General features: G+C 67.6%; 12 protein-coding genes. All 12 read left to right on the forward strand.

What is annotated here, in order from left to right; translation table 11 throughout:
* Positions 1 to 116: 116 nt before the first annotated feature.
* The 12 genes from LQ564_RS13750 (at position 117) to LQ564_RS13805 (ending at position 21,719) form a co-directional block, all read left to right on the forward strand.
* Complete coding sequence (locus tag LQ564_RS13750; RefSeq protein WP_231058672.1) at positions 117 to 1,418, forward strand: MFS transporter; 1,302 nt, start codon at positions 117 to 119, stop codon at positions 1,416 to 1,418.
* Positions 1,419 to 1,428: 10 nt separating this feature from the next.
* Positions 1,429 to 3,954 carry a nitrite reductase large subunit NirB gene (gene nirB, locus LQ564_RS13755; RefSeq protein ID WP_231058673.1) on the forward strand — a complete coding sequence of 842 codons (2,526 nt, stop codon included), beginning with the start codon at positions 1,429 to 1,431 and terminating at the stop codon, positions 3,952 to 3,954.
* Complete coding sequence (gene nirD / locus LQ564_RS13760) at positions 3,944 to 4,291, forward strand: nitrite reductase small subunit NirD (RefSeq protein ID WP_231058674.1); 348 nt, start codon at positions 3,944 to 3,946, stop codon at positions 4,289 to 4,291. The genes nirB and nirD overlap by 11 nt, the downstream gene beginning before the upstream one ends.
* The gene (locus LQ564_RS13765; protein WP_231058675.1) at positions 4,276 to 5,499 is read left to right on the forward strand and encodes an NAD(P)/FAD-dependent oxidoreductase; all 1,224 of its coding nucleotides are present in this window, start codon (positions 4,276 to 4,278) and stop codon (positions 5,497 to 5,499) included. Before nirD ends, LQ564_RS13765 begins: the two co-directional genes overlap by 16 nt.
* Complete coding sequence (locus LQ564_RS13770) at positions 5,496 to 8,150, forward strand: nitrate reductase (RefSeq protein ID WP_231058676.1); 2,655 nt, start codon at positions 5,496 to 5,498, stop codon at positions 8,148 to 8,150. The genes LQ564_RS13765 and LQ564_RS13770 overlap by 4 nt, the downstream gene beginning before the upstream one ends.
* Positions 8,151 to 8,563: 413 nt before the next feature.
* Entirely contained in the window at positions 8,564 to 11,692 is a 3,129-nt protein-coding gene (locus LQ564_RS13775) for a TonB-dependent receptor (protein ID WP_231058677.1), read from the forward strand.
* An 84-nt stretch (positions 11,693 to 11,776) separates the two neighbouring features.
* Complete coding sequence (locus LQ564_RS13780) at positions 11,777 to 13,291, forward strand: tryptophan halogenase family protein (protein WP_231058678.1); 1,515 nt, start codon at positions 11,777 to 11,779, stop codon at positions 13,289 to 13,291.
* On the forward strand, positions 13,288 to 15,924 hold the full coding sequence (locus LQ564_RS13785; RefSeq protein WP_231058679.1) for a beta-mannosidase: 2,637 nt from the start codon (positions 13,288 to 13,290) through the stop codon (positions 15,922 to 15,924). The genes LQ564_RS13780 and LQ564_RS13785 overlap by 4 nt, the downstream gene beginning before the upstream one ends.
* Positions 15,925 to 16,162: 238 nt before the next feature.
* The gene (locus tag LQ564_RS13790; protein ID WP_231058680.1) at positions 16,163 to 17,149 is read left to right on the forward strand and encodes a LacI family DNA-binding transcriptional regulator; all 987 of its coding nucleotides are present in this window, start codon (positions 16,163 to 16,165) and stop codon (positions 17,147 to 17,149) included.
* Between the two features lie 24 nt (positions 17,150 to 17,173).
* The gene (locus LQ564_RS13795; protein ID WP_231058681.1) at positions 17,174 to 18,388 is read left to right on the forward strand and encodes an AGE family epimerase/isomerase; all 1,215 of its coding nucleotides are present in this window, start codon (positions 17,174 to 17,176) and stop codon (positions 18,386 to 18,388) included.
* Positions 18,385 to 19,308, forward strand: coding sequence for a carbohydrate kinase family protein (locus LQ564_RS13800; protein WP_231058682.1), 924 nt, complete (start codon positions 18,385 to 18,387; stop codon positions 19,306 to 19,308). Before LQ564_RS13795 ends, LQ564_RS13800 begins: the two co-directional genes overlap by 4 nt.
* Complete coding sequence (locus LQ564_RS13805; RefSeq protein WP_231058683.1) at positions 19,308 to 21,719, forward strand: GH92 family glycosyl hydrolase; 2,412 nt, start codon at positions 19,308 to 19,310, stop codon at positions 21,717 to 21,719. Before LQ564_RS13800 ends, LQ564_RS13805 begins: the two co-directional genes overlap by 1 nt.
* The last annotated feature ends 27 nt before the right edge of the window (positions 21,720 to 21,746 follow it).

A 21,746-nucleotide genomic window follows, 5' to 3' on the forward strand; every position in this document is an offset into this window, starting at 1 on the left:
TCTTCACATTCGACCGGTCCAACGAGGGACCGGCAACCAGGACAACGGCGTCCGCGGCTTCCTGCCTCTTCATGGGCAGAAGCGCGGACGCCGTTTTGTTTTCCAAAGGAAGAAACATGGCCAGCAAAGCAGACAGCATCAAGCTCTTCTCGTTCGACACGGCGCCGATGCGCGCCTTCCACCTCACCTGGGTCGCCTTCTTCATCTGCTTCTTCGCCTGGTTCGCCTGCGCGCCGCTGATGCCGGTGATCAAAGGGGAATTCGGCCTGACGATGGAGCAGATCGCCAACATCAACATCGCGGCGGTCGCCATCACCATCTTCGTGCGCCTGATCGTCGGCCCGCTGTGCGACCGCTACGGCCCGCGCAAGACCTACACCGGTTTGCTCCTCCTCGGCGCCATCCCGGTGCTGGGCGTGGCCATGGCGCAGAGTTATGAGAGCTTCCTGCTGTTCCGCCTCGGGATCGGCGCGGTCGGCGCCAGCTTCGTCATCACCCAGTACCACACCTCGGTGATGTTCAGCCCGAAAGTGGTCGGCACCGCCAACGCGGCGGCGGCCGGCTGGGGCAACAGCGGCGGCGGCGCGGCGCAGGCCCTGATGCCGCTGCTGCTGGCCAGCCTCACCATGCTGGGCGTGTCGCAGACCCTCGGCTGGCGGGTGGCGCTGGTGGCGCCGGGCGTGATGATGATCGTGATGGCCTTCTTCTACTGGCGCTACACCCAGGACTGCCCCGCGGGCAATTACGACGAGCTGCGCAAGCAGGGCATCCAGCCGCAAGGCAGTGGGGGACGGGGCGGCTGGGCGAGCTTCACGGAGGCCTGCCGCAACCACCGCGCCTGGCTGCTGTTCGTCACCTACGGCGCCTGCTTCGGCATCGAGATCTTCATCCACAACATCGCGGCGGTCTATTACGTCGAGAAGTTCGGCCTGTCGCTGGGTGCGGCGGGCCTGGCGGCCGGCAGCTTCGGCCTGCTGGCGCTGTTCGCCCGCGCCCTGGGCGGCTGGCTGTCGGACCGCGGCGCGCGCAGCGGGAACCTGAACAGCCGCGTCACCGTGCTGTTCGTGCTGATGATCGGCGAGGGCCTGGGCCTGCTGTGGTTCGCCCAGGCGGACGGCGTGGCGTACGCGGTGATCGCGATGCTGTGCTTCGGGCTGTTCACCCACATGGCCTGCGGCGCGACCTATGCGCTGGTGCCGTTCGTGGCGCCCAGGGCGCTGGGCGGCGTGGCCGGCATCGTCGGCGCCGGCGGCAACGTCGGCGCGGTGCTGGCCGGCTTCCTGATGAAGGGCACCGGCGACATCGCCCAGACCCTCACCATCCTCAGCGTGCTGGTGCTGGTCTCGAGCCTGTGCGCCATCGCCGCCCGCTTCAGCATCGGCGCCGCCGCCGGCGCGCCGGTAGCATCCGCAGCATAAGGAGTCGGCAATGCATATCGTCGTCGCCGGCCACGGCATGGTGGGCCACAAATTCGTCGAGACCCTGCTGGCGGCAGGCACGCCGGGCCTGCGGGTCACCATCCTCGGGGAAGAGCCGCGCCCCGCCTACGACCGGGTGCACCTGTCGGAATTCTTCAGCGGGAAGACCGCCGACGACCTGTCGCTGGTCGCACCGGGCTTCTTCGCGCGTGACGATGCGGTGCTGCGGTTGAATAGCAGGGTCACCGGCATCGACCGCGCGGCGCGCACCGTGCTGCTGGCCGACGGCGAGACCGTCGCCTACGACAAGCTGGTGCTGGCCACGGGTTCCACACCCTTCGTGCCGCCGGTGCCGGGGGCGGACCGCAAGGATTGCTTCGTCTACCGCACCATCGAGGACCTGGAAGCGATGCGCGAGTGCGGCGCGCGCTCAAAAACCGGCGTGGTGATCGGCGGCGGCCTGCTGGGTCTCGAATGCGCCAAGGCGCTGCGCGACCTCGGGCTGCGGACCCACGTCGTCGAGTTCGCGCCGCGCCTGATGGCGGTGCAGGTCGACGAGGCTGGCGCGCGCATCCTGCGCGGCAAGATCGAAGAATTGGGCGTGCAGGTGCACACGCAGAAGAATACGCTGGCCATCGTCGATGGCGAAGCGGCCACGCACCGCATGCAGTTCGCCGACGGCGCGCACCTGGAGGCGGACATGATCGTGTTCTCGGCCGGCATCCGCCCGCGCGACGAACTGGCGCGTAGCAGCGGCCTGGCGCTCGGCCAGCGTGGCGGCATCGTGATCGACGACCGCTGCGTAACAAGCGATCCGCACATCTACGCCATCGGCGAATGCGCGCTTTGGAATGGCCAGCTGTTCGGCCTGGTGGCGCCGGGCTACGACATGGCGCGCACGGCGGCACGGCACATCCTGGCGCAAGAGGGCGCCTTCAGCGGCGCCGACATGAGCACCAAGCTGAAACTCATGGGCGTGGATGTGGCCAGCATCGGCGATGCGCATGGCGCCACAACGGGCGCGCGCAGCTACCAGTTCCTCGACGAGCGCAAGGGGGTCTACCGCAAGATCGTCACCTCCGGCTGCGGCCAGTACCTGCTGGGCGCCGTGCTGGTGGGCGACGCCTCGCCCTATGGCGAACTGCTGCAGCTGATGCTGAACCGGATCGCGCTGCCGGCGTCGCCCGAAGTCCTGATTTTGCCGCAGCTCGAAGGCGCCACGCGTCCGGCGCTCGGCGTGGACGCGCTGCCGGCCGGCGCCCAGATCTGCTCCTGCAACGACGTGTCCAAGGACGCGCTGTGCGAGGCGGTGGCGGGCGGCGCCGGTTCGATCGGCGCGCTGAAGAGCTGCACCAAGGCGGGCACCGCCTGCGGCGGCTGCGTGCCCTTGATGACGCAGGTGATGAACGCCGAGCTGGCGCGCCTCGGCGTGACGGTGAACGACCACCTGTGCGAACACTTCGCCTGCTCGCGCCAGGAGCTCTACCACATCGTGCGCGTGGAAGGCATCCGCAGCTTCGGCGAACTGCTGGCGAAGCACGGCAAGGGCCTGGGTTGCGACGTCTGCAAGCCGGTCGCGGCGAACATCCTCGCCTCCGCCTGGAACGATTTCGTCCTGAAACCGGAGCACGCCAGCCTGCAGGACTCGAACGACTACTTCCTCGGCAACATCCAGAAGGACGGCACCTATTCGGTGGTGCCGCGCATGCCGGCCGGCGAGGTGACCGCCGACGGCCTGATCGCGGTGGGGCAGGTGGCCAAGAAGTACGGCCTGTATACCAAGATCACCGGCGGCCAGCGGGTCGACCTGTTCGGCGCGCGCCTGGAGCAGCTGCCGCACATCTGGGAAGAGCTGATCGCGGCCGGCTTCGAGTCCGGCCACGCCTACGGCAAGTCGCTGCGCACCGTGAAATCCTGCGTCGGCTCGACCTGGTGCCGCTATGGCGTCGGCGACAGCCTGGCCTTTGCGATCGCGCTCGAGAACCGCTACAAGGGCTTGCGCGCGCCGCACAAGATCAAGTTCGGCGTGTCCGGCTGCACCCGCGAATGCGCCGAGGCGCAGGGCAAGGACGTCGGGCTGATCGCCACCGAAAAGGGCTGGAACCTCTACGTCTGCGGGAACGGCGGCATGAAGCCGCGCCACGCGGAGCTGATCGCGTCCGGCCTCGACGACGCGGCCGTGGTGCGGCTGGTCGACCGCTTCCTGATGTTCTACGTGCGCACCGCCGGGCGCCTGCAGCGCACCAGCGTGTGGCGCGAGAACCTGGAGGGCGGGCTGGATTACCTGAAGCAGGTCGTGGTCGAGGACAAGCTGGGCATCGCGCACGAGCTGGAAGCGCAGATGCAGCACGTGGTCGACACCTATGCCTGCGAGTGGAAGGAGGCGGTCACCAACCCGGAGGTGCGGCGCCGCTTCCGCCATTTCGTCAACAGCGATGCGCCCGACAGCAATGTCGTGTTCGTGCCGGAACGCGGCCAGATCCGGCCGCGCGGCCGCGTCATCCCGATCGCCCAAGGAGAGTCCCATGCATCGTGATTCGCAACTCCAGAACTGGACCGCGGTCTGCGGCATCGACGAGATCGTCCCGGACACCGGCGTCTGCGCCTTGCTGGACGGGCGCCAGGTGGCCGTGTTCCGCATCGGCGTGATCGAGCCGCGCGTGTTCGCCATCGATAACCTCGACCCCAACGCCGGCGCCGCCGTGCTGTCGCGTGGCCTGGTCGGCAGCATCGGCGAGCGCATCGTGGTCGCCTCGCCGATCTACAAGCAGCACTTCGACCTGCACAGCGGCGAATGCCTGGAAGCGCCCGAGCACTCGGTGGCAAGCTACCCGGCCCGGGTGGAAGGGGGGAAGGTATGGATCGCCCCCTGAAGCAGCGGCTGGTCGTGGTCGGCAACGGCATGGCGGGCATGCGCACCGTCGAGGAACTGCTCGAGCTCGACGCCGGCATGTATGACATTACCGTCTTCGGCGCCGAGCCGCGGGTGAACTACAACCGCATCCTGCTGTCGCCCGTGCTGGCCGGCGAAAAGCAGGCCGAGGACATCGTGCTGCACCCGCGCGCCTGGTACGAGCAACACGGCATCGCCCTGCACGCGGGTGACCCGGTGGTCAGCCTCGACCGCCGCCGGCGCGTCGTGCGCGCACATTCCGGGTTGGAGGTGGGCTACGAGCGGCTGCTGCTGGCGACCGGTTCCAGCCCCTTCATCGTGCCGGTGCCGGGTTCGCAGCTAGCAGGTGTGATCGGTTTCCGCGACCTGGACGACGTCGACACGATGCTGGCGGCCAGCCGGCGTGGCGGCCACGCGGTCGTCATCGGCGGCGGCCTGCTCGGGCTGGAGGCGGCCAACGGCCTGCTGCGGCGGGGAATGGACGTGACCGTCGTGCACCTGACGCACAGCCTGATGAACCAGCAGCTCGACGCGCAAGCCGCGCTGCTGCTCAAGGCGGCGCTGGAGCGGCGCGGCCTGCGCATCCTGCTCGGCGCGCAGACCGACAGCATCGCAGGCAGAGGCAAGGTGGAAGCGGTGCGCTTCGCCGACGGCCTGGAACTGCCGGCCGACCTGGTCGTGATGGCCGCCGGCGTGCGGCCGAACATCGCGCTGGCCCGTGACGCCGGCCTGTACTGCGAACGCGCCATCGTGGTCGACGACACCCTGCAGACCTACGACCCGCGCGTGTACGCGGTGGGCGAATGCGTCCAGCACCGCAAGGCGACCTTCGGCCTGGTGGCGCCGATCTGGGAACAGGCGCGCGTCTGCGCCGCCCACCTGGCCGGCCGCGGCCACCGCCGCTACGTGCAGCAGGCGACGGCCACCAGGCTGAAAGTCACCGGCATCGACCTGTACTCGGCGGGCGACATTGTCGGCCTGGACGGCAGCGAAGACCTGGTGCTGCGCGACCGCCACGCCGGCGTGTATAAACGCCTGGTGCTGGCCGGGAACCGCGTCACCGGCGCGGTGCTGTACGGCGACGTGGCCGACGGGCCCTGGTACTTCGACCTGATCCAGCAAGGGAGGGACATCTCCGGCATCCGCGACCGGCTGCTGTTCGGCCCGGCCATGTGCGAGGCCGCATGATGACGGTGCGCACGACCTGCCCCTACTGCGGCGTCGGCTGCGGCGTGAAGGCGACGCCGATGGCGCATGGCGCCATCATCGAGGGCGACCCGGACCACATGGCGAACCGCGGCCGCCTGTGCGTCAAGGGCGCGGCCCTGGGCGAGACCCTGGACCTGGACGGACGCCTGCTGGCGCCCGCGATCCGCGACGAACAAGGCCTGCGCGAAGCCGGCTGGGACGAGGCGCTCGCCAAAGTCGCGTCCACCTTCGCCGCCATCGTCGCCGAGCACGGCCCGGACGCGGTGGCGCTCTACGTCTCCGGCCAGCTGCTCACCGAGGACTACTACGTCGCCAACAAGTTCATGAAGGGCTTCATCGGCAGCGCCAACATCGACACCAATTCGCGCCTGTGCATGTCCTCCAGCGTGGCCGGCCACAAGCGCGCCTTCGGCGAAGACCTGGTGCCCGGCTGCTACGAGGATTTCGAGCTGGCCGACCTGATCGTGCTGGTCGGCTCGAATGCCGCCTGGTGCCACCCGACGCTGTTCCAGCGCATCGCCAAAGCGCGCGAACTGCGCCCGCACCTGCGCATCGTCGCCATCGATCCGCGCCGCACCGCCACCTGCGAATCGGCCGACCTGCACCTGCCGATCAAGCCGGGCACGGACGTCTGGCTGTTCAACGGCCTGCTCGCCTACCTGGCCCACAGCGGCGCCGTCGACAGCGCCTTCATCGACGCGCACACGAACGGACTCGAGGCGGCCCTCGAGGCGGCTGGAGAGTGCGCCAGCATCGAATTCGTCGCCCGCCATTGCGGCATTGACCCGCGCCTGCTGGTCGAGTTCTACGAACTGTTCGCCGCCAGCGACAAGGTCGTCACCGCCTTCTCGCAAGGCGTGAACCAGTCCACCAGCGGCACCGACAAGGTCAACGCCATCATCAACTGCCACCTGGTCACCGGCCGCATCGGCAAGCCGGGCATGGGCCCGTTCTCGCTCACGGGCCAGCCCAACGCCATGGGCGGACGCGAAGTGGGCGGCCTGGCGAACATGCTGGCCGCCCACCTGGAGCTGGACCAGCCGGCGCACCGCGAGCTGGTCCGCACCTTCTGGGACGCGCCGCGCATCGCCGCCAGGCCCGGCCTGAAGGCGGTCGAAATGTTCCGCGCCATCGAGGAGGGCGGCATCAAGGCGGTCTGGATCATGGCCACCAACCCGGTGGCCAGCCTGCCCGACGCCGACCAGGTGCGGCGCGCCCTTGCGCGCTGCGAGCTGGTGGTGGTCTCGGACATGAGCGCCGCCACCGACACCGCCGCCCATGCCCACGTGCTGCTGCCCGCCCTCGGCTGGGGCGAAAAGGACGGCACCGTCACCAACTCCGAACGCTGCATCTCGCGCCAGCGCGCCTTCCTGGACGCGCCGGGCCAGGCGCGCGCCGACTGGTGGGCGCTGTGCCAGGTGGCGCGGCGCATGGGCTTCCACGGCTTCGATTACCGCGACGCCCACGCGATCTTCGGCGAACACGCGCGCCTCTCCGCCTGGCGCAACGATGAGACCGGCGTGCCGCGCGCCTTCCGCATCGACGGCCTGGCCGGCTTGAGCCGCGCCGGCTATGACGGCCTCGCACCGATCCAGTGGCCGGTAGGCGCAGCAGGCGAGGGCAGCGCCCGGCTGTTCACCGACGGCCGCTATGCCCACGCCGACGGCAAGGCGCGCTTCGTCGCCACCGTGCCGCGCGCGCCCGCCAACCCGGCCGACCGTGCATATCCGATCGTCCTGAACACCGGCCGCCTGCGCGACCAGTGGCACACCATGACCCGCACCGGCAAGTCGCCGCGCCTGGCGAATCACGCGCCCGAACCTTGCGTCGACCTGCATCCGCACGACGCCCTGCTGGCCGGCGTGCGCGAAGGCGAACTGGCGCGCGTGAGCAGCCGCTGGGGCGCCATGGTCGCGCGGGTCAGTCACGGCGGCGGCATCGCGCGCGGCAGCGCCTTCATTCCGATCCACTGGACCGGCCAGAACGCTTCCGACGCGCGGGTCGGCGCGGTGGTCAATCCGGCCGTCGACCCGGTCTCGGGCGAGCCGGAATTCAAGCACACGCCGGTGCGCATCGAACCCTTCGCCGTCGCCTGGCACGGCTTCATCCTCAGCCGCAACGAGATCGGCCTGGCCCAGGTCGCCAACTGGACGCGCGTTCGCGGCGCCGGCTTCCTGCGCTACGAACTGGGCGGACGCGAGCCGGCGTCCCCCGCGTGGGCACGCGCGCTGCTGGGCGCGGACCCGGACGCCGACTGGATCGACTACGAGGACCGCGCCGAAGGCATGCTGCGCTGCGCCCTGCTGGTGGACGGCCGCCTGCAAGCCTGCCTGTTCGTCTCGCGCCGCCCCGATTTGCCCGCGCGCGCCTGGCTGGGCGGCCTGTTCGCCCAGGACGCCCTGTCGCCGAAAGACCGCGCCACCCTGCTGGCCGGCCGCGCCCCGGTCCAGGGCCTCGACCCCGGCCCCACCGTCTGCGCCTGCTTCGGCGTCGGCCGCGACACCATCCGCAGCGCCATCGCGCAGCATGGGCTAAAGGATGCGGGCGCCGTCACCGCCTGCCTGCGCGCCGGCGGCAACTGCGGCTCCTGCCTGCCCGAGATCCGCCAGCTGCTGGCCGAACCACGGTAGTTCATGACACGGATGAAAGGCCGGCCGGCTCAGCTGGCCGGCCTTTTATGCGTCACAAATGACATCCCCCGGACTCTCCCTCTGTAAACACGAACACTGTTGGAAAAAGGCGACAAACATGTTTAGGAAAACATGGCTAAACTGCACGCCTTTTTTGAAACTCAGTTGAGTTCCTGAAACCAACTTTGTATAACTTCCACAACCGAAGTGCCATACCCAGACGCGTAAAGCGGCCAGCATCGCCGTTTAGTAAATGCTGCCAAACGCGCTCCTGGCTCTACGCAAAAGCCCCCCCTTGATGCGTGAGTACGGGGCGATTGGCGCCGGTCCACGTGTGCCGCGAGTCGGGAACGCCTTCCTCGTCGCGACAGATAAAAAGCCCATCCACAGGGCACAATAAGGAGATGTAAATCATGATGTTCAGCAAAGTTCTTGCATCGCGCCATACCGTGCGTATCAGCGCCACCCCGATCGCCATCGCGGTCGCGACGGCGCTGTTGAGCATGAGCGCCCAGGCCCAGACCACCGACGCCGCAACTGCCGCAACTCCCTCCCAGCAGACGCAGGTCAACAACGGCGAGCCCGTCAAGGTCCAGGTCACCGGCTACCGCTACGCGATCGAGAAGAGCCTCGACCAGAAGCGCGACGCCAATTCGATCGTCGAGGTGATCACCGCCGAAGACATCGGTAAGTTCCCCGACAAGAACGTGGCCGACGCGCTGCAGCGCGTGCCGGGCGTGGTCGTGACCCGCGAAGGCGGCGAAGGCAAGAACGTGTCCGTGCGCGGCCTGTCGTCGGAACTGACGCTGACCCAGCTGAACGGCAATTACATCGCCACCGCGGAATCGAACGGCGATCCGACCCGTTCCTTCAACTACCAGCTGCTGCCGTCGAACATGCTGGGCAGCGCCGAGCTGTTCAAGACGCCGGAGGCGCGCATCGACGAGGGCGGCATCGGCGGCACCGTGATCCTGAACACCCGCCGTCCGCTCGACATGCCGTCGAACAGCGGCTTCGTCAACGCCGAAGGCACCTGGGCCGACACGACCAAGAAGGGCGACGGCCAGTTCTCGGGCCAGTACGCCTGGCACGACGAGAGCAACCGCATCGGCGTGCTGGTCGGCCTGACCCAGCAGAAGCGCACCACGCGCACCATGGGCGCCAGCACCGGCGGCTGGCAGTGGTACGGCGACGATTACAGCAACCACCCGCCGAGCGACGTCAACGGTAAGCCGAACGACCAGGTCCCGACCTGGTGGGGCGAGTCGGGCTTCTACGACCAGAACGGCAAGTACTACACCAACTTCATGATGCCGACCACGGTCAGGGCGGCCGTGACCGAAGAGGAACGCGTGCGACGCGGCGGCCAGCTGACCCTGCAATTCAAGCCGGTTCGCAACCTGAACCTGGTCGCCAACTACTTCCGCTTCGACCTGAAGCAGGATTCCCAGGAAAATTCGCTCGTGGTGCCGGAATGGAGCCTGGCGCGCTACAGCGGCGACGGCAACTGGCGGGGCGGCCGCCTGCTCGACGGCCTGACCTTCGACCCGAGCGGCACCATCGTCACCGGCGCCAACTACAGCCTGCGCCCGGGCAAGGCCTACTACTGCAGCGAAGCGCAGGCGGCCGCCAATGGCCAGAAGCCGGGCGGCTGGGGTCCGGACGACTGCACCCTGCCGACGCCCTGGCTGAACGGCAGCTACAACAAGGAGAAATCCCTGTCGCAGACCTTCGACATCGGCGCCGAATGGCGCGGCGAATCGCTGGACGCCAACTTCAAGGCCGGCCGTACCTGGGCCAAGGGTGGTCCGTCGCTGGTGATGTCGATGCCGATCAAGCCGCGTGTCCAGAATGCGGACGGCAGCTGGACCAACGGCAACAGCGTGACCTCGTGGGACATCAGCGGCACGCCGACGTTCAACTTCTCGCCGGAGCTGCTGGCGAACCTGCGCAAGGGCATCGGCGAGATCGACCTCGGCTCGACCGGGTCGTCGTGGACCAAGAACAGCAACAAGCAGAACTACGCCCAGGCCGACTTCACCTGGCATACCGACTACAACTTCCTGGACTCGCTGCAGTTCGGCCTCAAGTACCGCGACGGCGGCATCCGCCGCAGCACCGGCAACAACTACTGGACCTGCCAGGGCAGCGACGGCAGCTACGACAACCGCTTCCAGAACGGCTGCGATTCCAACGCCAACAAGTTCAATCCGTCCTATCTGTACGAGGGTAACCTGGAGAACCTGGGCGGCGCCTTCAACACCAGCGCTTTCCCGGCGATTAACTACCCGGCCTACATCAGCTACCTGACCAATACCTACGGGGCCATGAAGACCCGTGACGAAGACAACTTCGTCTACAACGTCGAGGAAAAGATTTCGTCGTTCTACCTGCAGGCGAACTACAAGACCGACCGCCTGCGCGGCAACCTTGGCGTGCGTGTGGTGAAAACCAAGCAGCATGCCGACTCGACCGACCGTGTCGACCTCTACAACGACTACTTCTACAACGTCAACGGCGCCCCGGCGCCTTGCCTGGCAGGCGGCTTGCCGGCCGTCGGCGCGCCGGCGGGTTCGGGCTGCACCAGCGGCTTCACCGTGCTGCCGGACAGCCAGACCAACCCGGCCTCGGGCCACGTGTCGACCTTCCTGGTCAGCTCGCTGGACCGCAGCTACACCGACGTGCTGCCGAGCTTTAACCTGGCGTATGACGTGTCCGACACGCTGCTGTTCCGCGCCGCCGCGTCCAAGGCGATCGCGCGTCCGAGCTACGGCGACATCGCTTCGCCGGGCAGCCTGCGCTACTACAGCCAGGAATACATCAACGATCGCCGCCTGATCGGCGGCGGCGACCAGCTGGGCTGGTTCGGCAGCGGCAGTAACAAGAGCCTGGAAGCCTACAAGGCGACCATGGTCGACCTGGGCCTGGAATGGTACTTCCAGCGCGGCTCGGTGCTCGGTCTCGGCCTGTTCCGCAAGAACGTCGACAACTTCACCGTGGACGTGGTGCGCGACATCAACCTGACCGTCGGCGGCGAGGCCGTCACGGTGCAGAACTACGCGACCAAGGCCAGCGGCCGCGGCGCGGTGTCGAAAGGCGTCGAGTTCTACGTGCAGCACACGCTGCCGTCCGGCCTGGGCGTGCAGTTCAACTACACCTACAACAAGACCAACCTGGCGGCGATCACGCTGGAAGACGGCACCGACATCGGCACCGCGCCGCTGGTCGGCAGCGCCAAGAACCAGACCAACCTGACGGTGTTCTATGAAACCGACAAGTTCCTGGTGCGTGCTTCGTACAACCGCCGCGGCGAAGTGGTGGACGGCATCGTCAACGGCTTCAATGTGTACCGCGATCCCTTCGCACAGGTCGACCTGAACGCCGCCTACAACTTCACCAAGGAACTCAGCCTGACCGCGTCGGTGCTGAACCTGACGAAGGAAGAGTCGCGCTCGCACCTGGGTAACGACACCAAGGACCGCTTCTACTCGAGCGGTTACACCGGTCGCGTGGTCTACGTGGGCCTGAACTACAAGTTCTAAGTTCCGCCTTGTGTCTGTAACGGCAGTTGCCAGGTATTTCCGGGCAACTGCCTTCTTTATTTGGACGGTGCAGCGGGAGAACGTATGCAGGACCGTGTCAGGAGTATCACCATCGTCGGGGGCGGCAGCGCGGGCTGGATGGCCGCGGCGGCGCTCGCCACCTACCTGGGCCGCAACGCCGTGGTCCGCCTGGTCGAATCCGAGGAGATCGGCATCGTCGGCGTGGGCGAGGCCAGCGTGCCCCACATCCGGCAATTCAACGGGCAATGGCTCGGCATCGAGGAAGCGGATTTCGTCAAGCGCACCCATGCCACCGTCAAGCTGGGCATCCAGTTCAACGACTGGGGCCGCATCGGCGACAGCTACGTCCACGGCTTCGGCGCCATCGGCCGCTCGATCGGACCGCTGCCTTTCCACCAGTTCTGGCTCAAGCTGCACCTGGCCGGACGCGCCGCGCCGATCGGCGCCTATTCACCACAGACGGTGATGGCGCCGCAGGGCCGCTTCGCGCCCCGCGACGGCAACGCGCCGCCGCAGTCGCCGCTGGCCGACATCGCCTACGCCTATCACTTCGACGCCGCCCTGTACGCGCGCTACCTGCGCGAGCTGGCCGAGCAGCGCGGCGTGCGGCGCATCGAAGGCAAGATCGTCCAGGTCAAGCAGCGCGCCGGCGACGGCTTCGTCGAATCGCTGATGCTGGAGAACGGGCAGGTGGTCGAGGGCGAATTGTTCATCGACTGCTCGGGCTTCCGCGGGCTGCTGATCGAAGAGACCTTGAAGACCGGCTATGTCGACTGGTCGCACTGGTTGCCCTGCGACCGTGCGATGGCGGTGCCGAGCGAAAAGGTCGATCCGATCACGCCGTACACGAAAGCCACCGCGCGTGACGCTGGATGGCAGTGGCGCATTCCGCTGCAGCACCGCACCGGCAACGGCTACGTGTACTCGAGCAAGTACATCAGCGACGACGAGGCGGCAAGCACCCTGCTCGCGAACCTGGACGGCAAGGCGCTGGCCGAGCCGCGTCCACTGCGCTTCACCACCGGCATGCGCAACAAGTTCTGGAACAAGAATGTGGTGGCGCTGGGGCTGGCCAGCGGTTTCCTGGAACCGCTCGAATCGACCAGCATCTATCTCGCCCAGTCGGGCATCACGCGCCTGCTGAGCCTATTCCCGACGCGCGACATGAGCCCGCTGCTCAGCGAACGCTACAACCGCGAATCGGCCTTCGAGTACGAGCGCGTGCGCGACTTCCTGATCCTGCACTACCACGCGACCGAGCGCGACGATACGCCGTTCTGGAATGACTGCCGCACGATGTCGATTCCGGATTCCCTGCGCGAAGCGATGGACCTGTTCCGCTACGACGGCCGCTACTTCCGCAACGGCGAGGATTTCTTTGCGCTGCCGAGCTGGGTGCAGGTGATGCTGGGGCAGCGCATCGTGCCGCAAAGCTATCACCCCATCGTCGACGAGATGCCGGAAGACAAACTCGTCGAACACGTCGAGGGCATCCGCACGCAACTCGCGCGCGCCGTGTCCACCATGCCGACCCATCAGGAATGGATCGACCGTTACTGGAAAGCGAGCGCGCCATGATGCTGAGATCTTTCTCGCGACTGCTGCTGGGCGCCGTGCTGGTGCTGGCCACGGCCTCCGCCATGGCCGCCGCCCCCGGCCAGATTCCCCTCGACAGGGGCTGGAGCTTCCGCATCCTGCCGGGCAGTGCCCAGGCCGGCGCGCATCCGGAAGCGGCGCCGTGGCGGGCGGCGACGGTGCCCGGCACGGTGCATACCGATCTGTTCGCGCACAAGGTCATTGCCGACCCGTATGTCGGCGCGCCGGAGGCCGGCCTGCAATGGATCGGGCTGGCGGACTGGGAATACCAGACGAAGTTCGACGCGCCGCGCGACGTGCTCGGGCGGGCGCGCAGCGACCTGGTCTTCAATGGCCTGGATACCTATGCCGAAGTCTGGCTCAATGGCGAGCAACTGCTCAAAGCCGACAATGCCCACCGCACCTGGCGCCTGCCGGTGCAGGGCAAGCTGCGTGCGAAATCCAACGAGCTGCGCATCGTGTTCCGCTCGCCGATCGCGACCCTGCTGCCGGGCGTTCAAGCGATGCCGCACAAGATCGCGGGCAATTACCCTTCGCCGTATGGGGATGAGCCGAAGGATGCGATGACGGGCAATTTCGCGCGCAAGCCGGCCTATCACTACGGCTGGGACTGGGGGCCGCGTTATGTCACCGCCGGCATCTCGAAACCGGTCGTGCTGCAGAGCTGGGATGCGGTCCGCATCGACGATCTGCAATTGCGCCAGGACCATGTTGACGCGGCGCGTGCGGATCTGGCGGCGGTTGCCTCGCTGGACGCGGTGCGCGACGGCGCGGCGCAATTGCGCCTGTGGCAGACGGCCCCGGGCGGCAAGCGCACGCTGGTGGCGCAGCAGCGAGCCACCCTGCGCGCCGGCATGAACCGCATCGACATGCCGGTGCAGGTCACGCAACCGCAGCGCTGGTTCCCGGCGGGCTATGGCGGCCAGCCCCTGTACCGCTACGAGCTGGAAGTAGACGATGGCAAGGCGACGCTGGCGAAGGCCGCCGCGCGTACCGGCCTGCGCAGTGTCGAACTGCGCCGCGACCCCGACGCCAAGGGCAAGAGTTTCTATTTCCTCGTCAACGGCATCCCGGTCTTCGCCAAGGGCGCGAACACCATCCCCTTCGACATGTTCCAGCCGCGCATCACGAAGGCGCAATTGCGCCGCGTGATGGAATCGGCGCGCGACGCCAACATGAACATGCTGCGCAGCTGGGGCGGCGGCTATTACGAAAACGACGATTTCTTCGAACTGGCCGACGAGCTCGGTCTGATGGTGTGGCAGGACTTCATGTTCGGCGGCGGCATGCAGCCGGCCTATGACGATGCCTTCCGCGCCAGCGTGGTGCTGGAAGCGCGCGACCAGGTGCGGCGCCTGCGCAACCATCCGAGCGTGGTCCTTTGGTGCGGCAATAACGAGGAAGAGATCGCCTGGAAATACTGGGGCCACGGCAAGGACCTGAAGCAGGCCGACCCCGAGTTCGCCGATAAGGTGTGGAAGGGTTATGTCCAGCTCTTCGGCGGCGACCTGCGCCAGGTGGTGGCGGAGGAGGGCGGCGGCATCGGCTACTGGTCCAGCTCGCCTGGCGACGACCTGGCCGAGGTCGCCAACACCCCGGCCAGCGGCGACATGCATTACTGGGAAGTGTGGGGCAACCCGGCGCATCCGGTGACCAAGTACCTGGAAATCACGCCGCGCTTCATGTCCGAGTACGGCCTGCAGGCCTGGCCGGTGCAGCGCACCGTGGACGCTTTCGCGACCCGCGCGGAGCAGGGCGTGGCCACGCCGGTCATCGAAGCGCACCAGAAGTTCCTGGCCGGTAAAGGCAACGAGCGCCTGCTGAAATACGTGAAGGAAGAATTCGGCGAGCCGCAGGACTTCGGCCGCTTCATCTACCTGAGCCAGGTGATGCAGGCCGAGGGCATCGAGCTGGCCGCGCTGCACCACCGCGCCAGCCGGCCCTTCACCATGGGGTCCCTGTACTGGCAGCTGAACGACGTCTGGCCGGGCGCCTCCTGGTCGAGCATCGACTGGTTCGGACGCTGGAAGGCGCTGCAGTTCCACGCGCGCCGCTTCTTCGCGCCGGTGACGGTGTCGGCGCTACGCGACGCCGGCGGCAAGACCCGGGTCCACCTGCTCAACGACCGCGTGCATCCCGTGCGCGGCGAACTGCGCCTGCGCGTGATGACCCTCGATGGCGCCGTGCTGCGCGACGAACGCAAGCCGGTGGAGCTGGCGCCGCTGTCGTCCACCCAGATGGGCGATTACGTCGATACCGACCTGCTCGGCCGCGCCGACCCGGCTGCCACCGTCGCCGTGTTCGAACTGCGCGCCGAGGGCGAGCCGGCGGCGCGCAAGGTGGTGTACTTCAAGCCGGCCAAGGACATGGCCTGGCTCGAAGCAGGCCTGCGGGCGAACTGGGGGCGCGAGGGCGGGGCGTATGTGCTCGAGCTGCAGGCGGCCAGCCTGGTGCGCGGCCTCTGGGTCGACGCGGGCGAGGCCGAGGTCTCCGACAACGCGCTGACCCTGTTGCCGGGCGAGCGGGTCAGGCTGCGCGTGACGTCGAAGGCCGGCCTGGCGACCCTGCAGCGCAGCCTGAAGCTCCAGACCCTGACAAAAGACATTGCCAACTAACAAAAGTTTGTTTACTAAAAAGAAGCTAAAAACTCGGCCGTTTGCGTGGCGCCGGTTGACGCTGCCAAAACGCGGCTGATATAAAAACGTCTAGTAGCTAGAGTGGCGGAACTGTCCCGAAGGCAGTTCCGCCAGATACAAGAAAACGCCGCAGCAAGCGTTTATTAAAACAAGGACTGGAGACCTTCATGCACGTTACGACGCTGCATGGCTGGCCGCAGCATATGCGGGGTCAGCCATGAGCCAGGTCACCCTGCGCGACATCGCGGAAAACACCGGCCTCTCGATCGGCACGGTCTCGCGCGCGCTGAAGAACCAGGCCGGCATGACCGAAGTCACGCGCGACAAGGTGCGCGAAGCCGCCCTGCGCCTCGGTTACGATTTCTCGCAGCTGAAGAAGGGCCGGATCCGCCGCATCGCCTTCCTGCTGCACAGCCAGCACAACACCCTGGCGTCGAGCCCCTTCTTCTCGCCCGTGCTGCACGGAGCCGAGGAAGCCTGCCGCCGCGAAGGCATCGCGCTCTCCTTCATCGCGGTCGGCCCGGCCGAACCGGTGCTGGGCCAGATCCGCCTGCACCAGCCGGACGCCATCATCTGCGCCGGTTTCTTCGAACCCGAAGTGCTGGCCGCGCTGCAGCAGGTCGGCAAACCCATGGTGCTGGTCGACATGCACCGGCGCGGCTTCACCTCGGTGAATCCGGACCACCTGCGCGGCGGCTATCTCGCCACCCAGCACCTGCTGCGCACCGGCAGGAAGCGCATCGCCATGCTCTCCGGTTCGCTGGCCCACTACAGCATCCAGCAGCGCAACCGGGGCTTCCGCCAGGCCCTGTTCGACGCCAAGGTCCACGCCGACCCGGACCTGGAAGTCATCGTGCCCGCGATGGGCGAGGGCGACGAGGCGGTGGCCGAAGCCATGCGCAGCCTGCTGGCCTTGCCGAAGCCGGCCGACGCGGTGTTCTGCTACAACGACAGCACCGCGCTGGCCGCGATGAAGTTCTGCCTGGGCGAAGGCATGAAGGTCCCCTACGACATCGCGATCGTCGGCTTCGACGACATCGCCGCGGCGGCCGCCGCCATCCCGCCGCTGAGCACCGTCCGCGTCGACAAGGAGGCGCTGGGCCGCGCCGGGGTCGAGCTGCTGCTGCACAAGCCGGACGAACAGCCCTCCCAGATTACCGTGCCGGTCGAGATGATCGTGCGCGAGAGCAGTTACGACGATTAGTCCTTCCCTGACCAACACGACCATATGACCACTCTCCCGAACTTCCGCAGCCCGGACGTCCTGCTCGACCACGCGCGCCACACGATGCGCTTCTACCATCCGCGCGCGATCGACCCCGCGGGCGGCATGTACCAGTACTTCAAGGACGACGGCGCGGTCTACGACGCCAGCCACCGCCACCTGGTGAGCAGCACCCGCTTCGTGTTCACCTACGCGATGGCCTACCGCCACTTCCAGGACCCGGCCTACCTGGACGGCCTGAAGCACGCGCTGCGCTTCCTGCGCGAAGCGCACCGCGCCCCGGACGGCGACGGCTATGCCTGGATGCTCGACGGCGGCAAGATCGAAGACGGCACCCAGCACGCCTACGGCGAAGCCTTCGTGCTGCTGGCCTACTCGCACGCCGTCATGGCCGGCCTGGAAGAAGCGCGTCCCTGGATCGACGAGGCCTTCGAGCTGATGGAGCGCCGCTTCTGGAACGAGGCCGACGGCCTGTATGCGGACGAGGCGAGCCAGGACTGGAGCACCTTGTCCACCTACCGCGGCCAGAACGCCAATATGCACTCGGTGGAAGCGCTGCTGGCAGCGCACCAGGCCACCGGCGACGCGCGCTACCTCGACCGCGCCTACATTGTCGCCTGGAACATCACCCAGCGCCAGGCCGGGCGCTGCGGTGGCCTGATCTGGGAACACTACGACCAGCAATGGCAGCCGGACTGGAAGTTCAACATCGACGACCCGGAAAACCTGTTCCGCCCCTGGGGCTACCAGCCGGGCCACTTCACCGAATGGGCCAAGCTGCTCCTGCTGCTCGAGGCGCGTCTGGAAGGCGTGCCGGGCAAGGATGCCAGCTGGCTGCTGCCGACCGCCGAACGCCTGTTCAAGGTGGCGGTGGAGCAGGGCTGGGACAAGGAACACGGCGGCCTGTGCTACTCGCTGGCGCCGACCCTGGAAATCTGCGACTGGCACAAGTACTTCTGGGTGCAGGCCGAAAGCGCCGCCGCCGCCGCCATGCTGGGCGAGCGCACCGGCAACGCCTTCTACTGGGAGTGGTACGACCGTATCTGGGCCTACAGCTGGACCCACATGGTCGACCACCAGTACGGCGCCTGGTACCGCATCCTCGACCGCGAGAACCGCAAGCTGAGCGACGAGAAGAGCCCGGCCGGCAAGGTCGACTACCACACCATGGGCGCCGTCTACGACATCGTCGCCGTGCTGCCGAAGAGCGCGGCATGAACGACGCGCCCGTGATGCTGTGCGCCGGCGAGGCGCTCACCGACATGATCGACCAGGGCAACGATACCTGGGTCGCCCGCGTGGGCGGTTCGACCTGGAACGTGGCGCGCGCCCTGGCCGGCCTGGGCGAGAAGACGGCCTTCGCCGGCGCCATCAGCCAGGACCGCTTCGGCGACGCCCTGTGGGCCGCCAGCGAGGCGGTCGGCCTGGACCTGCGCCTGCTGCAGCGCTTTCCCCGTTCGCCGCTGCTGGCGATCGTGGAAAAGAGCGAGCCGCCGCACTACTTCTTCATCGGCGACGACAGCGCCGACCTGCATTTCGATCCTTCGCAATATCCGGATGGGTGGGCCGACGGCCTGCAGTGGGCCCACTTCGGCGGCATCAGCCTGGCGCGCCAGCCGCTGGCAAGCACCCTGGTGGCGCTGGCGCAGCGGCTGAAGGCGCAGGGCGTGTCGATCAGCTTCGACCCGAACTACCGCAACCTGATGGACGAGCGCTATACGCCGACCCTGGAGAGCATGGCGGCGATCGCCGACGTGATCAAGGTGTCGGACGACGACCTGCGCGGCCTGTTCCCGGGCCTGGGCGTGGACGAAGCCTTCGCCCGCCTGCGCGCCATGAATCCGGCGGCCTTGTTCCTGCTGACCCGTGGCGGCCAGGGCGCGAGCCTGTTCCGCGGCGAGGAGCGCGCCCACGCGCTGGCGCCGAAAGTCACCGTGGTCGACACCGTCGGCGCGGGCGACGCCAGCATCGCCGGCCTGCTGCATTCCCTGACGCGCCAGCCGGCGCGCAGCCTGCAATCCCACCTGCACGCCGCGCTGGCGGCGGGTTCCGCCGCCTGCCTGCAGGCCGGCGCCACGCCACCGACGCCTGCGTCGATGCACCAATTGTTCGAACTGCTCGAAGGAGAAGTATCGTGATGCGTCAGATTCAATTTGTCCCGGCCTTCGGCCTCGCCCTGGCGGTGATCGCGCTGCCGCTGTCGGCCGCCACCGCCAACACCACGCCGGTCAACACCTTCATCGGCACCCAGGATGAAGGCAACACCTTCCCCGGCGCCTCGGCCCCCTTCGGCAAGATCCAGGTCAGCCCGATCGCCGACCACTACGCCGGCTACCGCTACAGCGACAAGCGCATCCGCGGCTTCGGCCACTCCTTCGTGTCCGGCGCCGGCTGCTGGGAGCAGGGCGGCCAGCTGTCGGTGCTGCCGGTCACCGGCACCATCAAGCCGGGCGGCGATTTCGACACCAGCAAACCGGGCAGCTTCGACCACAAGAAGTACGCCGCCGAATACACCCACGACGGCGAAGTCGGCCAGGCCGGCTACTACAAGGTGAAGCTCACCAGCTACGGCGGCATCACGGCCGAATCGACCGCGCTGACCCGCGCCGCCGCCGAGCGCTACACCTTCTCCGATAAAACCGCGACCGGCCACGTGCTGCTGAACCTGGGCCAGGCCAACGAACGCCACTCCGTCATCGGCAGCCAGGTGAAAATCGTCGACGAGCGCAGCGTCGAAGGCCAGATCGTCACCCGCAGCTTCTGTGGTGGCGCCAAGTACACCACCTGGTTCCGCATCACCTTCGACCAGCCTTTCGTGGCGAAGGGCATCTGGGACGACCGCGGCGGCTGGCCCGGCGTGGACGGCCCGAGCCAGAACGGCGAAGCCAAGCCACACGGCGTGTGGCTCAGCTTCGACCTGAAGAACGGCAAGTCGGTTACCGCCGTCAGCGCGATCTCGCACGTCGACGCGGAAGGCGCGCGCATCAACCAGAAGGCCGACGGCGTGGTGAACGGCCAGCCGATCAGCTTCGATGCGATGAAGGCGAAATCGCAAGCCGAATGGCAGCGCGAGCTGTCCAGCGTTCGCATCGAAGGCGGGTCGATTGACGACCGCACCGTGTTCTACACGGCGCTGTACCACGCGCTGCTGCAGCCGATGACCGGCAACGACGCCGACGGCCGCTACCGCGGCTACGACGACAAGATCCACACCGCCAAGGACTGGACCTACTACGAGTACTTCTCGCTGTGGGACACCTACCGCGCCCAGAACCAGCTGATCGCCCTGCTGCGTCCCGAACGCGCGCGCGACATCGCCAACTCGGTGCTCACCATCCGCGAACAGGGCGGCTGGCTGCCGCGCTGGGGCTATGCGAGCTTCGAGACCAACATCATGACCGGCGACCCGGTGACCCCGTTCATGGTCGACCTGTGGCGCTACGGCGCGCTGAAGGGCCGCGAGCAGCAGGCTTGGACCGCGCTGCGCGAAAACGCTTTCGGCGTGCCGGCCTTCGGCATTCGTCCGCAAGGCCGTTCGGGCAACCCGAGCTACCTGCGCCAGGGCTTCGTGCAGTACGACCGCAGCTTCATCTCGAAGGGCATGGACACCGACCCGCACCACGGCGCATCCGCGACCCTGGAGTATGCGCTGGCCGACAGCGCGCTGGCCGTGATGGCGAAGAAGCTGGGCAAGACCGCCGATGCCAAGGTGCTCGAACAGCGCGCCAGGAACTGGACCAAGATCTGGGACCCGAGCGTGGTCGACCAGCCGACCGGCCAGAAGGGCTTCCCGCGTCCGCGCCTGGAGGACGGCAGCTGGTTCGCGGACGTCGGCAGCGGCTTCGATCCGCGCGGCGACCACGGCTTCCATGAAGGCACCGCCTGGCAATACCAGTGGCTGGTGCAGCAGGACGTGCCGGGCCTGGCCGCGGCGATGGGCGGCGCCAAACAAGCATTGGGGCGCCTGGACCAGTTCTTCGATTATGATGCGGTGCTGGCGGACGCGAACGCGGTCCGTAAATCCTGGGTCGTGGGTCCGTACAGCTACTACGCCCAGTTCCGCTACAACCCGAACAACGAGCCCGACCTGCACGCGCCCTGGATGTACACCTTGATGGGCCAGCCGTGGAAGACCACCACGGTGCTGCGCGCGGCCGAGACCCTGTTCACCAACGGCGCCGGCGGCGTCACCGGCAACGACGACCTGGGCACCATGTCGGCCTGGTACCTGTTCAGCGCCCTGGGCATCTACCCGGACACCCCGGGCAGCGGCCGCTTCCTGCTGCACGCGCCGCGCTTCGCCAGGGCCGAGATCGACCTGCCCCAAGGCCGCGTGCTGCGCATCGAAGCGCCGGGCGCCCAGCCGGGCCAGCGCCAGTTCGTCAAGTCGGTGAACTATGCCGGCAAGCCGGTGCAGCGCGTGTGGCTGGATTGGGAGCAGCTGCAGCAGGCGGGCACGCTGCGGTACGGGCTGTCGGCGCAGCCGGATACGGCGGGCTGGGGGACGAAGGCGAAGGACTTGCCTAACCCTCCCGCTGGCGTGCAGTAAGCGTTAGCCGCAAGACCGTCGCACCGG

The sequence above is a fragment of the Massilia phyllostachyos genome (assembly GCF_021044825.1).
In the GTDB taxonomy this organism is placed as follows: domain Bacteria; phylum Pseudomonadota; class Gammaproteobacteria; order Burkholderiales; family Burkholderiaceae_D; genus Telluria; species Telluria phyllostachyos.

Coding starts and splice junctions, on each gene's coding strand:
- LQ564_RS13750 (WP_231058672.1), top strand. CDS start 117: ATGGCCAGCAAAGCAGACAGCATCAAGCTCTTCTCGTTCGACACGGCG.
- nirB (WP_231058673.1), top strand. CDS start 1,429: ATGCATATCGTCGTCGCCGGCCACGGCATGGTGGGCCACAAATTCGTC.
- nirD (WP_231058674.1), top strand. CDS start 3,944: ATGCATCGTGATTCGCAACTCCAGAACTGGACCGCGGTCTGCGGCATC.
- LQ564_RS13765 (WP_231058675.1), top strand. CDS start 4,276: ATGGATCGCCCCCTGAAGCAGCGGCTGGTCGTGGTCGGCAACGGCATG.
- LQ564_RS13770 (WP_231058676.1), top strand. CDS start 5,496: ATGATGACGGTGCGCACGACCTGCCCCTACTGCGGCGTCGGCTGCGGC.
- LQ564_RS13775 (WP_231058677.1), top strand. CDS start 8,564: ATGATGTTCAGCAAAGTTCTTGCATCGCGCCATACCGTGCGTATCAGC.
- LQ564_RS13780 (WP_231058678.1), top strand. CDS start 11,777: ATGCAGGACCGTGTCAGGAGTATCACCATCGTCGGGGGCGGCAGCGCG.
- LQ564_RS13785 (WP_231058679.1), top strand. CDS start 13,288: ATGATGCTGAGATCTTTCTCGCGACTGCTGCTGGGCGCCGTGCTGGTG.
- LQ564_RS13790 (WP_231058680.1), top strand. CDS start 16,163: ATGAGCCAGGTCACCCTGCGCGACATCGCGGAAAACACCGGCCTCTCG.
- LQ564_RS13795 (WP_231058681.1), top strand. CDS start 17,174: ATGACCACTCTCCCGAACTTCCGCAGCCCGGACGTCCTGCTCGACCAC.
- LQ564_RS13800 (WP_231058682.1), top strand. CDS start 18,385: ATGAACGACGCGCCCGTGATGCTGTGCGCCGGCGAGGCGCTCACCGAC.
- LQ564_RS13805 (WP_231058683.1), top strand. CDS start 19,308: ATGCGTCAGATTCAATTTGTCCCGGCCTTCGGCCTCGCCCTGGCGGTG.